Origin of the sequence: Haloarcula sp. CGMCC 1.2071 (assembly GCF_037078445.1) — an archaeon.
Taxonomy (GTDB): Archaea; Halobacteriota; Halobacteria; order Halobacteriales; family Haloarculaceae; genus Haloarcula; species Haloarcula amylolytica.
Genome location: NZ_JAYMGY010000033.1, coordinates 1 through 13,939, shown reverse-complemented (window position 1 = coordinate 13,939; position 13,939 = coordinate 1). Strand labels below are relative to the sequence as shown.

Below are 13,939 nucleotides of genomic sequence, written 5' to 3'. Positions count from 1 at the left end.
CTCCTCACCGCCGAAACTCACCGTCCGTCTCACTTCGAGAACTGGCCACGCATCGAAGTCATGGATTCAAGCTCTACTAGAGGGGTTTGTGGGCTTTCGATGTGATCGACTGAGTTTATCGCTGACTCCTGCTAGGGCCTCGACCCCCTGTTTATCCGCGGGCACAGTCTTGAGATCATCTGATTCTGTATGAACATAGAGCAGATCAGCCCTGTCTGGTCGTTCCTCTATTTTCAGTATTTCGCCCTCGCCACCAGGGAATTTGACACGTTCACCACTCTCAAAAGCAGATTGTTTTGATACCATTGGCAAATTTGATTTGTGTTCAACTACCTCTCCATCGTCCGTGTGGATATGGAGAATATCATCCTCAACACGAATGACGGTCCCCTCACCGCCAAAATACGAGACCGTATCTCCGGGCCGGAATCGACTGTCTGATGCCACTGCTAGTTGGTAACAATATCTTTCGTATTAACGTTTCATCTGAAGTATCAGAATATGAAATAGCAAGGGTGTAATTATACACATTTTCGAGACAGATGGTTCCGTTCGGTGTGTCAGTGGAATTCGTGCTTGGAGACATGGCTACCGATTCTTTCCGTAGATTGTCTGGTCTCTATTACTGTCAACAGAGACCAGACGTAGCTCACTGGTCCCCGAGAACGGATCGAAGGGCAAGACCAATACTTTCAGCGAACAAGGGCGGGACAGCATTCCCGACCTGTCTGTAGGCTGCGGTCCGCGACACAGGAAAAATGAACCGGTCCGGGAATGACTGTATACGGGCCGCTTCCCGAACCGTGAATGAGCGTGCCTCATGGGGATGGATGTGCATGTGTCCGTCCTTGTGGATATGTGCAGGAATAGTAGATGATGGCCGGTCGGCCTGCTGTTTGGTGTAGTTATCCTGAAATACGTCATCGCGATATGGCTGTAGTTCATCTTGGAGATCGCCAATCCGCCAGCCGGTTCCTGCACCAAGCAATGAATAGATCGATAGATCCGATAAATTGTGATATCGGGCTTCATGATTATACAGCTGATCTGGCTCGTCTATATCTGGATCCTCACCACGAGCCCATGCCTGGTACTTGGTTACCGGAGGTAATTCGTACTCCTCTGCTACCGCAGGGGGGTGAGGATCTGCTGCTCTGTTGCCAGCCGGTGAGAGGGGTGGGAGGTCAGCAATCGCCTCCGCAACAGTTACCCAAGGAGCGCGAGACTGTGGCTTACCTGAGGTCTCTGCTTCTGCTGTTTCATCAAGAAATCTGTCGAGAGTCTCCTGTTTCTGTGCTGGTTTGGAATGTGAAGCGAGGCGTGCCTGCCGCTCTTCAGGAGAGTTGGGTTCCCGGTGTGTGCGCCATTCCATCAGCCGAGGTGGACGGGTATCCTCTCGAATTCCGATAATGAATAACCTTTGACGGTGCTGGGGAACGCCAAAATCGGCAGCATCGACTACCCAGTGATCAACACTGTAACCAAGATCGCTGAACTGTCGAGTGATATGCCGGAGGACAGATTCACCGGCTTCATTCGTCGCTGATGCCATGCCCTGTACGTTCTCCATCAGGAACGCACGCGGCTGGTACTTATCGACAGCATCACGGAACCGCTTCCAGAGCTGTGTACGGCTATCAGTTGTCGAATCACGGCCCTCGAGCGAATCCAGCATTGTTCGACCAACAATCGAAAACGGTGGACACGGTGGTCCACCGGCGACAAGATCAATTGATTGGTCTAACTCGGGCAATTCAGAAGTGGTGATATCCGCTGTAGTGCAGTCCACCGAGGGGTGGTTTTTGCGGTAGGTCTCAGTGGCAGCTTCATCGATATCAGTGGCCCAGCAAATGTCATATCCTGCCCACTGAAGTCCGGTTGAAATCCCTCCAGCGCCACAGAAGAGATCGATTGCTGCAAGAGACTCAGATGGCATACTTCCTACTGACATGCGATCAGCAAAGAAGGTTGAGAAGCTGGATCTAGTCGTCCGACTTTGCTGCAATGGAATCTGACGTACTGGCTGCCGCAAGACTTCCATCACTGATGAACTCGCCGAGTACCGAGGCGATACGCTCACCCAGGACCGGGGGCACAGCATTGCCGATCTGCCGGAACTGGCTGGTGAATGGACCCAGGAATACATACGAATCGGGGAACGACTGGAGTCGCGCCGCCTCTCGAGGTGTGATGCCTCGACTTCGAGCACTGTCCTGTTTTGTTACATCAGGACGGGCATATTCGTAGTAGTCAGGCAGGATGAAGCTATTTGCGTCTTTCTCGAGATGCGCAACGATAGTCGGCGAGGGTTCATCCCAGTGTAACATCCGGTACTTGTCCTTGAACTTGGGGTTCTCTTCGGTCCCGACGTCATACTCGATGAGATGCCCGTACTCGGTCCCGTATTTCACATCCCAGCCATTATCACCGGGTTCCATCACATCGCTGAACAGTTTCTGATCTTTCGCCATTGGATGTTCGCGAGCCTGGTGGTTGTACGTCAGGCGTGTACCGCTGTGGAGTTCGTTGTCACGAACGAACTTGCTGGCTCGACCTCGCTGTCGCCCTGCAATCACATCTCCCCCCTCATCACGTCGAAGCCGTGGGAGATTCGAGAGAGCCTGATGTATCGTCGTCTCCGTTTCGGTGTCAGGAATCAGAGTCTCGAAGAATTCCGTGACCAGTTCAGCCGGCTCCGAGCCAGTCTTGGAACGTACTCCGAACAGTATCACGCGGTCACGTTCCTGTGGAATTCCGAACCTCGAGCAGTCGATGAGCCGGTGATCAGTCGTATATCCCAGCTCTGACAGTGCAGCCTCAACGTCATCTATGACGCGCCTGTCACTGTCGCCAACCGGGCTCCGAATTCCCTCGACATTCTCCATGATGATGTACTGTGGCTCGAGTGTATCGAGTAGCGAAACGTAGTGCTGATACAGTTCTGTCCGTGGGTCATCGATCACACTGTAGGAGTCATCATCAGATCGCCGGGACCGATAACCAGCCACGGAGAGTGCCTGACATGGGGGCCCTCCAACGACAAGATCAACATCTGGAGCAAGATCTTCGAACTCATCTGTATTCTCCGCAAGATTACCTATATCGTCACATCGGACCTTCTGATGTGGGATTTCGGGGTGATTGTGCCGGTATGTATCCGTTGCTGCTTCATCCTCATCAACTGCCAGTGCCACGTCGAACTCTGGACCGGTTACCCCTCGCGTAAACCCATGTGAAAGGCCACCAGCGCCACAGAATAGATCCACGACTGTTGGCTTCTCTGTCCCCTCGGCAGTTACCTGCCTGTCAATTCGATGTGACAGCGTGAACTGCTTCAGTTCACAGTCCGTGGTTGCGTGGTCCTCACTACAGTAGTTCACATGGCCTGCGAGTGCCCTGTGAAGTGCCGGGATTTGACGATTGCTCAGTTCTGACTCCAGTTTCCTGTGTCGACCGTTTTCCGGCGTATCCTCCGGACCAAGCAGGCCGAGTTCAACGAGCAGTCCATCGATCTGTCTGTCAGCAGGCCAGACTGGTTTATCGAGCGCCGTGAGTAACAACCACCACGCACTGGCATCGTCAATGCCTGGAACCGATTCCAGCATTTCCTTCAGGAGTTCGTAGGCGACTGTCGAATGACTGGTGAGCGTATAGCCCTCTGTGTATCGGTGGTCCCGGAGCATCGAAAGTGCCTCCCTGAGTTCGGCAATTGTCGCGGCATCCAGAACACGACGTCCCGGGACATTGCGTGAAATCTGCTCGATGGTTTCGGTCTCTGCAGCCATGATATCCTGCCAGTCACCTATCCGGTCACGGAGAGCGGCGATAATCGCTCGCTCCTCGCTGGCAAAATAGTGGTCAACAATCGACTCGGCATTCGAGATTACCGCAGCTGCGACCGCATCGAGCGGCTCATCGCTACCACAGAGTGGATCACCACAGACGCATTCATCTGGCTGGCTATCGCTGGCTGGTGACCAGACCCTGTCATAGCAGCACTGATACGATTCCTCGGTAGAACTCCGTTTTCGTGCCAGGGAGCTCGGTGTAGCCTGTGGACATCCACATGGAATATTCCACTGTCGATGCCGTTGCTCGGCTGCGAGCGTCTCGGTAAGAAATCCAACGTGTCTGAGAAGGAATGCACGGTGCTCCGTCTGTTCATTTTCGAAACTGTCGACTGTCCGTCGCGAAGATTCAGATAATTCAGTGGATCGATAGTCACTCATGGCTCCACCCCTCCGGGAGCCCGATAAACCTCACGCGCGAAGGCAGGACTCGCGAGCGACGTCATCATCGCGACCATCTATACACCGTTGCTAACTGGCTAGAATAAAGAGCTTGTGTCATATCCCGGTACGGCGATGGGAATACTGATGATAGTCTGTAATAATGACTAGATTACATAGGTGTGAAAACCGATGGCCGACGGTTCAGTCAACGGCGATCTCCCATTTGGGACGACGACCACTACCGCGATGGAAGTGGATCAGTACGTCGACTACGAGCTAGCCTCTCGGCAACTCCGACAGAATGGCATCCAGTCTCCGGACCGGCGAATTTCTGGGTTTAGCAGTCAGCTCCCATTGCTCCTGCAGTGGCTGAAAACACACGGCCGCATCCTGCCATGGCGACAGACCACTGCTCCTTGGAACGTCTATCTGTCCGAAATTCTGCTTCAGCGGACCCGGGCCAGTGCTGTCGAGGGGATTTACGATCAGTTCTTCGCTCGCTTTCCGGATGCGAAAACCCTGCAGGCAGCCCCTGGTGATGAGATTCAGTCTCTAATTGCCACCCTTGGGTTCGGAAACCAGCGTACACGGACGCTGAATGAGGTTGCTGATCTCCTTGTTGAAGAGCATGATGGTGAGGTGCCACAGTCTCTGGAAGAATTGCAACGGCCATGGCGTGTCGGTCCCTATTCGGCCCGTGCAACGATGCTGTTTGCCTTCAGTGAGCCACTGGCCCTTGTTGATACAAACTTTGCTCGCGTTCTCGAGCGGGTGTTCGCCTATGATATGCCAGACCAGCCACACAAGAGCGATGCAGTCTATGAGCTACTTGATGCGCTTGTTCCCGAGACAGCTGGACTGTGTCGTGCGTTCAACCTGGCAATACTCGACCTGGCAGATGCAATCTGTACTCCATCGGATCCGGACTGTGACCGCTGTCCACTGGCCGAGAGCTGTCATTATGCCGCCAGCAAAGACGCTTCTACGTGATTGAGGCTTCTGGTGACCTGGCGTGCTGTATCAGCAGCTCAGCGCAACTATGCAGGCAACCATAACAGAGTCAACTGACAGATTCTGGTAGCCGATCAGTGACCAATCACGACCGCGACATTGACCAGCTCTGGTTCATCCGGTACGACAATCTCCTCTTCGTCCAGTCGCGAGAGTTCTTTCTCTCGCTCCTTGCGCAGGTCCTGGAGCGCTCGATTCGTCTGGTTGATGAGGACCTGCATATCTTCGTCCGGCTCGCTGGCACGCTGCTCATAGCGTTCAAGCCGCTCCTGCTGCTCGTCGATTTTGCTTTCGAAGTACCGCTCTGCATGGTTCCGTTTGATCTCTATTTCCCGTGACCGCTCAGCCTGTGCCTCCTCGGCAAGCTGGTTGACACGGTCCCAGGCCTCGTCTTCAGCGACTTCGAGTAGCTCATCAGCAATCTGCGTGATTGACGTTACTTCAGCGAATGACCCAGCCTGCTCCGGGGGAATCCCACCGACGAGTTCGACAGACTCCTCGTCTAGCACGGTCCCATCGGGACGAACGTACAGCTGAATGAGCCGTTCGGTAACGGTATCGCCTCGACCGGACTGATATCCGATGCGGTAGTTACAGAGCAATCCGGGCGTGGGTGTATCGTCTGAGCCGACCCTGACAGCAGTCTGGCCACCCACGGTATCGGACTGCAACGAGAACTCGATGATGTTCTGCACCAGTGGATGGTCAAGCGCAAGGAACGTGATCGCCTCTTTTTCCCGTGCAATCTCACGAGAGAAGGTTGCTTGGTCGTATCGCTTCTGGACCTCGCCACCTGCAATCACATCCGGAACTGTGAGCTGGAACACATCCCCTGCCGTACGGGCCGGGCCTGGATGGGTGCCACTGATATCGCCATCGTACAGCCCGAAGAATGTCCTGACCAGCGATTCGATATCCGTCTCACTGACCTGTTCGTCTTTCGACTCCTCGATCACATCAAGGATTTCCCGGTCTTCCTCGCTGAGATCGAACCGGTCACGAATCAGGAAATCTGTCTCGAGACGCTGGATGGCCTCGGCATGCTCCTCGACGGTCTGGTCGATAACCTCGGCGAACTGTTCGGTTGACTGGTCCTTCGAGATGGCAGTCATGATCTGTTCCTCGAGGTCAAACTCATCAAGGACCATCCCGAGTACATCCGAACTCATGCCCAGCGTGGACTCGATCTCATCGACTTTCTCCATGAGCAATTCGAGGATATCACTCTCCCGGGTATCGGTAACGAACAGATTGCGAATCTCGACAGTGTGCTCCTGGCCGTAGCGATGGAGCCGCCCGATCCGCTGGTCGATCCTGATCGGGTTCCACGGCAGGTCGTAGTTGACCATGATATGGGCGAACTGCATGTTCAGCCCTTCTCGTGCGGCATCGGTCGCAAGCATAACGTTTGCCTCTTCGCGGAACTTTTCGATCTCTTGCCGGCGCTGGGACTGATTCAGATCGCCGTATATCTGAGCGACATCATAGTTGCTAAACACCCGGTCTCGGAGATATTCAAGCGTGTCTGTATACTCCGTGAAGACAAGGATCTTCTCGTCTGGATCCTCCTCGAGGATGCGATCTACGAATTCGCGCAGGCGTTCTGCCTTGGAGTCAGTCTGGATCGCCTTGGCCTGGTTGTAGAGGTCCTGAACAATAGTCAGTTCCTCCTCGATAGCCTCGCTGTCCCGGCCCAGTGTAACGTCTTCGAGCTCCTCCTCGACTCGCTCTCGCTGTTCATCTGTCAGCATGTCCGGGTCAGCGCGGTACTGGTCCACCAGACTCCGGACGACCGACGAGAGTTCGCTGGGGTCTTTCCCGCCTGTCTTGAGGGTTTCCAAGCGCTTTTTTAGCGACTGTCTGATGGCATAGATACTGGAAACGAGGCGTTTCTGGTAGATGGACATCGCAAAGCCGACGACGTTACTGTCCTCCTGGTCGGCAAGGTTGTAGCTCTCGCTGATGTACTCCGTGACGTTATCGTAGAGCTCTCGCTCCTCGTCAGTGAAGGTAACCGGGAGTGTCTCGATATTCTTGTCGGGGAACATTGGCGAGCCATCCTGCTCGTACATGTTCTCTTTCAGTCGCCGGATCATCAGGTTCTGCAGCTCGTCTTTTGTGATATCGTACTCGTCCCGGAAGCGATAGGGCGCGAGCAGATCAATCATGAAGTAGAACTGATCCGGTTTTCCCTTGTGTGGGGTCCCTGTCAGAAACAGCAGCCCTTCCGAATTACGAGCGACTGCCTCTCCAACCCGGTACCGATCTGTCTTTTCGACTGTATCGTCGCTCTTGCGTCGAGCAGTCAGGTGGTGTGACTCATCGAACACCGCAATGTCCCACGGTTCCTCGAGGTTTTCGAGGGCGGCCCGCATATCCTCCTGTTTGGCGAAATCAATCGAGGTGATGATCCGGTCGTCGTGTGTCCAGACGTTCTTGTTCGGGTGTGCCTGTTTTTTCGCCTCGACGTACTCCCGATCATACACCTGATAGGTACGGTCAAATTTGTCGCGCATTTCCGCCTGCCACTGTTCTGCCAGTGGTGCTGGCGTCACAATCAGCACCCGGTCAGCACGACCCCGAGCGATGAGTTCCTCGATGACAATCGCCGCTTCAATGGTCTTCCCGAGACCGACCTCGTCACCGATGAGATAGCGGTGGTCGACCGAACTGAGGATATCATAGGCGGCTTTGACCTGGTAGGGTTCGATATCGATGCGGCTGCCTGTGAGTGCGACAAAGCGGTCCTGTCGATGGGCAAGCCCGAGGTCGGCAGCCTTCAGTCGCAGATCGAACCGTTCAGGTGAATCGAACTCACCCTTGCTAACTAGGTCAGATCCGGTATCGACTTTCTCGATCTGGAGGGCTGTCGGTCGTTTTGTTGGCCCATCGTCGGTATGGATGTAAAGAAGACAGGGTCCACTATCCCGGTGGTCGATCTTTGTGATTTCCCCCTGATTGCCCGGGAAGCTGACTTGCTCGCCAACCTCGAAATCGCAGTCGCAGTCAGACACAGATAATTAGTCTATGATCGCTTGATGTAATTATACTTCTCACCAGCTGGTGCGTAAAACTGTTCACTGATATTCCCTTTTTTATTTGAGAATGCTGTGAGGTCTTGGAGGTGTAATTCATAGTGTTGCTCTCCGACCGAGAACAAATACAATTAGTGCAATGAGCAAAGCCCCGAAAATTGATTCACTTATAGCTATCAGTTTGGCACCGAACCCAACAGGGGAATAGTTTGCATAGGGGAGAGAAAAAAACGCGGCTATGCTAAAGTACAGATATTGTGGGAGATTAGAACAGGTCAAATTGATAGTTTCGCCTCCAGAACGGATTCCTTCGGTGAGAGAATAAGCTGGTGTCGCAATCGTGATGATAGCACCCATCCACAACAGGGTCCGGTAAGGGCTTTCACCGTACAGAATGAATCCTCGAGATGCACCAGCGAACAGCCGTTTTATACTGAAGAAATCATACGATTTCCTGCGGCTATGCTTGTATTTCCTGTAGAATCTACTGTATGAATCTGGTAGCGAACTATTGTCTGCTACAGCCGCCCACTTCCTGTACTCCTTCGATGCGGCGTGCCAGTTCTGTCCTCGTTCCAGTTTTGACTCATAGTCTTCCAGTACACTTTCCGCAGCTACAGCGCCCGTGAGCTCTACCTCAGTAAAGTCAGCTCCATCTAATATTACACCAGATCGTAACCGTATCTGAGAGAGGAGAGCCTGCTTGAGAGTTGATTCAGAAAAATCAACATTTCTGCACTCCGTCCTTTCAAGCGTGGCCTCTTGCATATTCGCTCCGGAAAAATTCACCCGGTCCATACTCATTCCGCCGAGCTCAGAATACTGCAGGTTCGAGTATCTGAGATCAGCTCCATTTATCGAAGTTCCGGTAAAATCGACTTTGGAAAATTCAGCAAAGCGAGCGATCATTCCCGAAAAATCTATATCAAGTTCTGAGAGGGTTATACCGGGTATATACGCAAAATCCAACTTCTCACCTATTTCTATGGTATTATTTAGATCTTCGACCGTCTTCTGTCTCTGTGCGTGTAGTACGCATCTGCCAGTATCCTCCCACTCTGGGCGATCACATGGAATATTCAGATCATCATCTGACTCGAGGGAATCCGGGGAGCGCTCCCACCACTGGTCGTCCACATTGTTCGGATCAAACCCACAGGTTCTCTCGTTTTCGCTCATATTAATTCTCTCAACCTTCTCACTATGTAGAATCCACTTTGAATACTGGTTAGACGGCTAGCACTCCTCAACATCAGATTTTTCCCCAATCACTAAAATTCGGACTTCATCAATTTCTGCTTTGCATCTAAACACGATTGAAACCACTCGTTCTGAACACTCTACCCGCCGTACCCACCCCAAACGATGGGGGCTGGCACTCTCTACTGGAGCGGATCTGAGATCTTCAAGTATATTCGATACCTGTTCTTGTTCCGAATCACGGAGGTTATTGAGATCCCGCTTGGCTGCAGCGGCAAGTTCTATATTCATGAACTGGATTTTTCTTGTTATATTCCATTGCGTTGTCCGGCTCATATATTTGCTCTCTTGTTTTGACTGGCCTTTGCTAGCTTTTGCCTGTGTGTTACAGTAGACGGAGTATAATTATAAATGTTCGGTGTATCTCTTCTATACGGTTGCTATTAGCGCTGTTTTATAAGTGGAGAAGTTTTATTGTATTACAGTGAGTAACACAGATTGTGATGAGTGCAACTACCGAGCCCCTCAATGTTCGTGTCCCGAGTGGGTTCAAACAGAAGCTCGATGCTGCAACCGAGGAGGAAGGATTCGACAGTCGTTCGGATCTGGTTCGGTTTGCTCTCCGGAGCTTCCTTGCTGGCTCGGACGAGCTGACGCCGGATGCTGCTGAAAAAGTGCGGCGGGCTAGTGAGCAGTTCGAGAGCGACGAGACTCACTCGCTCGCAGAGGTCGTGGATGATCTCGAAATCGGTGATCATGAACCACAGGAACAAGAGAGTGGACTGATCACCGAGCAGCGCAATTCAGGAGTTAGACACACTTCGGAAAATCAAGAAGATACAATTGACAAGCACGTCGCGGTCATCGGGTGTGCTGGAGCCGGGATTAGCATCGTCAACCAACTTATAGAGTCGCGTGCTGCGGACGCGGAAACGTTCGCGTTCGACTCTGATAAAGCCGATCTCCGGCAGAGTAAGGCAACGACTCCCGTAAGGATTGGAGAGAAGGAACTCGAAAAGCTATCCAATCTTGGGAACTTCGAAGAGACAAGCAATCGTCAAGATGTAGAGGCGATCCGGCAGGCAGTGCATTCCACGATTTCCAGAGATGGTGACGTTCCTGACCACGTATTCCTTGCCACTGGACTCGGGGGAAAGACAGGAACCTATCTGGCACCCCATCTTGCAGACATACTTGCTCGTAATGGGACTACGGTGACTGTTATCGGAACGCTCCCGTTCAGCGTCGAAGCTGAAAAAATGCGCCGAGCACGGTCTGGGGTCAATGCACTCAATCATGCAGCAGATACCATGTTGTTACTTGACGGATCCGATCTGACGATGGATGATCGGGGGGTCCCCTATGGTCCAGCACGGACACAGATGAACCAGACGATCGCTCGGCTTATATCCCAGATCAGCACCGACATTGACAACTTCAGGCTTACCAACGAAGAGCTGTCAGTCGAGTCGATTCTCACCGAAGGTGAAATTGCTGTTCTTGTTCAGAATAGTTGTACAGTTGATGATATTGGTATCGACTTGGAATACCTCGATAGTCAATATGCTCCTGGTGAGGCGACTCCGGAGGATGGAAGAGCTGCTGTCCTCGATATATCGATCGGTGCCGGTGTCGACGACAGTACTGTAGAGCGTATTGTCGGCTATATTAACGAACATTCTGATCTTGATGGGATCGCTTGGACAGTAGAGGAAGACCAGTCCCTCGAAGAGAATTGTATTGAGTGGTCTGGGTTTGTGACTGGTATTGAATCGAACCCGCAGGAGTTCATCCCAGATCCGCAAGTCAGCATTGATTATGAGATCCTCGAACCCCGTAGCAGTGCAGAATATCCTCCGGCTGAGATGCTGGTTCGTGATCCGGGACCTGTCTCTGAAAAATTAACAAGAGAACTATTTCCGGAACCATTTCTGGACTGGCTGTCACAGGACACAGGAATGTCGTCCCTGTCCGACATCACAGCTGCAAGACAGTTATCGGGAAACCGAGAATCTTCTTGGGAAAGTCTATTTGGCACTGGTGAAACGCTAGACAGCGTCGGTTTCGACCCTCAGAAATAGGAAGTTGAAGCGAGATCGTGATAGCTCTACGTTCGCCTGCGAGCTTGCGTGGTCACTGAACTGGAAATCACTATTTCCTCTTCTCGGGAGTAACCAGAACTCCTCTTGATTAATTTTGGTCGGCCACTTGCGAGCGTTTTCAAAGAGATATCTGGGACATTACTGTTCGAGGTAGGTCGTTACCTGTTCTTGGAGATGGTCGAACACATATTCAGCGACGTCAACGTCGGGGGCTCCTGTGACGACTACTTTTCCGTTGGCAAACACCAAGAGAACAGCCGGGTAATCAGCAGGCCGATAGATGAGGCCCGGGAACTGTTCTGGCTCATATTCGACCGATTCTAGGCCCAACGCGATTGAGAGCGTATTCAGATCTACCGGATCATCCAGCTGTGCCGTACAGACCACGTTCTGAACCGTAAATCCGGTTTCAGCCTCTTCGTCTACAATATTCAGCTGGGACAGTTTCATGAGGAATGCGTCGTTCGTCTCGTACAACTGTTCGAACGTAGAGCATCCACTGATGATGTATTTCCCACTCCGATAGACTGTGATGAGCGGACCATCCTCGACAAGCCGAACGTAGAGACCGTGATAGTTCGAGGGATCATATTCGGTGTACGGTAAATCTAGATCGGACTCGACCTCGGCCACATCGAGTTCCACACCCAGATCTCCCGACCCGACCGCGTTCGCTATAGAGATCATTCGTCCTTTGCCTCTGTAGGAGAGACGACGTACGCCACTGTTACTAATTCCGGTTCTTGGGGAGTAACGTGCTTCTCTTACTCAAGCCGGGATAGTTCCGTTTTACGTTCTCGTCGCAGACTCTCCAGTTTCTATTTCGCATTCCCAATCGGCGCGAACATATTCGCACCTTCCTCAGCCCGCTATGATACTGTTCCAAGCCCTATTCCTATTCATTGGTTTGTTCTTTTAAAGTATCGCTTAGCGTTCTCACGTTCGATTTTGATCTCCCGTTCTTGTTCGGCTCGGGCTTCCGCGGCGAACGACTCGACGTGCGTCCACGCTTCCATGCGCCCTCATAGAGCTCCTCAACCAGACTTGAGAGCCGATCAACTCGTGAGATGATGAGACATCCCGGAAGCCGTCGTCCTCGAGAATTCGGGAACATCAATCGTCACACTGCCATTGAGGTGAACGAACTTCTCGGTCACCACGTCGCCGGCGCCTGAGACGTAGCTAGGGCGGTAATTGAACAGAATTCAATGAGCGATTCGACGAGAGGATGTCAAGGGAGATGAACTCGACAGCCTCCTCTATCGGAGATCCTTGATGAACGTACCCGTGGGTACTGCCATCCACCTTATTCCTACGGAGGACCAATGGGCCTCATCGAAGACTGCTACGTCCCACTCCTCGTCGAGATTCTAGAGGGCATCGACGACAGAGACTCGGCCCGACTTGGGGTTATCCGTGGTTTGCTACGCGAAGTCGATGGAGGTGATGACGAGGTCTTCCTGTTTCCAGACGTTCTGGTTGGGGTGGGACTTCCAGTGTGTACGGACCGTCTTGCGGTCGTAGATGACGAAGTTGCGGTCGAACTTCTCGCGCATCTCCTCCTGCCACTGGACGGTCAGCGGGGCCGGCGCGACAATGAGTACCCGATCGGCCCGGTCGCGTGCGATGAGTTCCTCGATAACGATGCCGGCTTCGATGGTCTTCCCGAGGCCAACCTCGTCGCCGATTAGATACCGGTGGCCGTAGGAGTTCAGGATCTCGTAGGTAGCCTGCACCTGGTACGGTTCGATCTCGATGCGGTTGCTGGTCAGCGAGAGGAATCAGTCGTATTTGTAGGCGAGATCCAGGCGGATCGCCCGCTCTCGAAGGTCGTAGTGGAGTGAGGCGTCGGATTGGCCGGCTGCGAGGCGGTCGATAAGCGAATCGAATTTCTCGATGTGAGGGAGGCCGCTGGGGAGTTTGCGGAGCTGTCCCTCCGAGGTGTAGACGTGCAGCAGGTGGCCGCCGTTGGGCCGTTCCTCGATTTTCGTGATTTCTCCACGCCCGCCGGAGAACTTGACGTAGTCGCCGACTTTGTAATCACTCACCGACTGCTATCGGATGCTTTCCACCATTTCGATTTTCTCTTCTTCAAGCTCGTATAGCTCATAGACGATCCGGTTTAGGAATTTGAAAAGGCGGTCATGCTTCGCGTCTAATTCTCCTACACTTTCTTTCTGGTCAAGATATATTTCAAGATCGGATTCAACATCTTGTAGAGAGGGCATGATTATCTCACCGGCACTGTCTAGTTCTGGATGACCTCAGCTGGCGTTCGTCCATCGAGTGCTTGGTTCGGTCGTTCGTGGTTGTAGTGGTGTCTGAAGCGTCGTAACCACTGTTTCGCACTTGATTGACT

The 13,939-nt window shown here is 52.7% G+C and carries 10 protein-coding genes and 1 pseudogene; 2 read left to right on the top strand and 9 right to left on the bottom strand.

Going from position 1 to position 13,939, the window contains the following annotated elements:
* Positions 1-66: 66 nt before the first annotated feature.
* From VI234_RS20725 to VI234_RS20715, 3 genes are all read right to left on the bottom strand, one after another.
* Positions 67-447: a hypothetical protein gene (locus VI234_RS20725; protein WP_336331160.1), complete on the bottom strand. Its 381-nt coding sequence runs from the start codon at positions 445-447 to the stop codon at positions 67-69.
* A gap of 202 nt (positions 448-649) precedes the next feature.
* Entirely contained in the window at positions 650-1,936 is a 1,287-nt protein-coding gene (locus VI234_RS20720) for a DNA cytosine methyltransferase (protein ID WP_336331159.1), read from the bottom strand.
* Between the two features lie 46 nt (positions 1,937-1,982).
* Positions 1,983-3,785 carry a DNA cytosine methyltransferase gene (locus VI234_RS20715; protein WP_336331158.1) on the bottom strand — a complete coding sequence of 601 codons (1,803 nt, stop codon included), beginning with the start codon at positions 3,783-3,785 and terminating at the stop codon, positions 1,983-1,985.
* 636 nt (positions 3,786-4,421) lie between these two features.
* Here VI234_RS20715 and VI234_RS20710 point away from each other — a divergent pair.
* Positions 4,422-5,222, top strand: coding sequence for a hypothetical protein (locus VI234_RS20710; RefSeq protein ID WP_336331157.1), 801 nt, complete (start codon positions 4,422-4,424; stop codon positions 5,220-5,222).
* A 95-nt stretch (positions 5,223-5,317) separates the two neighbouring features.
* Here the strand turns inward: VI234_RS20710 and VI234_RS20705 are convergent, their stop codons facing one another.
* Both VI234_RS20705 and VI234_RS20700 read right to left on the bottom strand, forming a co-directional pair.
* Positions 5,318-8,257, bottom strand: coding sequence for a helicase-related protein (locus VI234_RS20705; RefSeq protein ID WP_336331156.1), 2,940 nt, complete (start codon positions 8,255-8,257; stop codon positions 5,318-5,320).
* A 117-nt stretch (positions 8,258-8,374) separates the two neighbouring features.
* Complete coding sequence (locus tag VI234_RS20700; RefSeq protein WP_336331155.1) at positions 8,375-9,457, bottom strand: pentapeptide repeat-containing protein; 1,083 nt, start codon at positions 9,455-9,457, stop codon at positions 8,375-8,377.
* A 524-nt stretch (positions 9,458-9,981) separates the two neighbouring features.
* Here VI234_RS20700 and VI234_RS20695 point away from each other — a divergent pair.
* Entirely contained in the window at positions 9,982-11,559 is a 1,578-nt protein-coding gene (locus VI234_RS20695; protein ID WP_336331154.1) for a hypothetical protein, read from the top strand.
* 159 nt (positions 11,560-11,718) lie between these two features.
* Here the strand turns inward: VI234_RS20695 and VI234_RS20690 are convergent, their stop codons facing one another.
* The 4 genes and pseudogenes from VI234_RS20690 to VI234_RS20670 form a co-directional block, all read right to left on the bottom strand.
* Positions 11,719-12,267: a TATA-box-binding protein gene (locus VI234_RS20690; protein ID WP_336331153.1), complete on the bottom strand. Its 549-nt coding sequence runs from the start codon at positions 12,265-12,267 to the stop codon at positions 11,719-11,721.
* Positions 12,268-12,953: 686 nt separating this feature from the next.
* Positions 12,954-13,628 (bottom strand): annotated as a pseudogene (locus tag VI234_RS21430) (SNF2-related protein); the annotation flags it as partial.
* Positions 13,629-13,634: 6 nt separating this feature from the next.
* A complete protein-coding gene (locus tag VI234_RS20675; RefSeq protein WP_336331150.1) occupies positions 13,635-13,808 on the bottom strand; it encodes a hypothetical protein in 174 nt (57 codons plus the stop codon).
* 20 nt (positions 13,809-13,828) lie between these two features.
* Positions 13,829-13,939, bottom strand: a 111-nt coding sequence (locus VI234_RS20670) for an integrase core domain-containing protein (RefSeq protein ID WP_336330960.1), incomplete at its 5' end; no start/stop codon positions are given.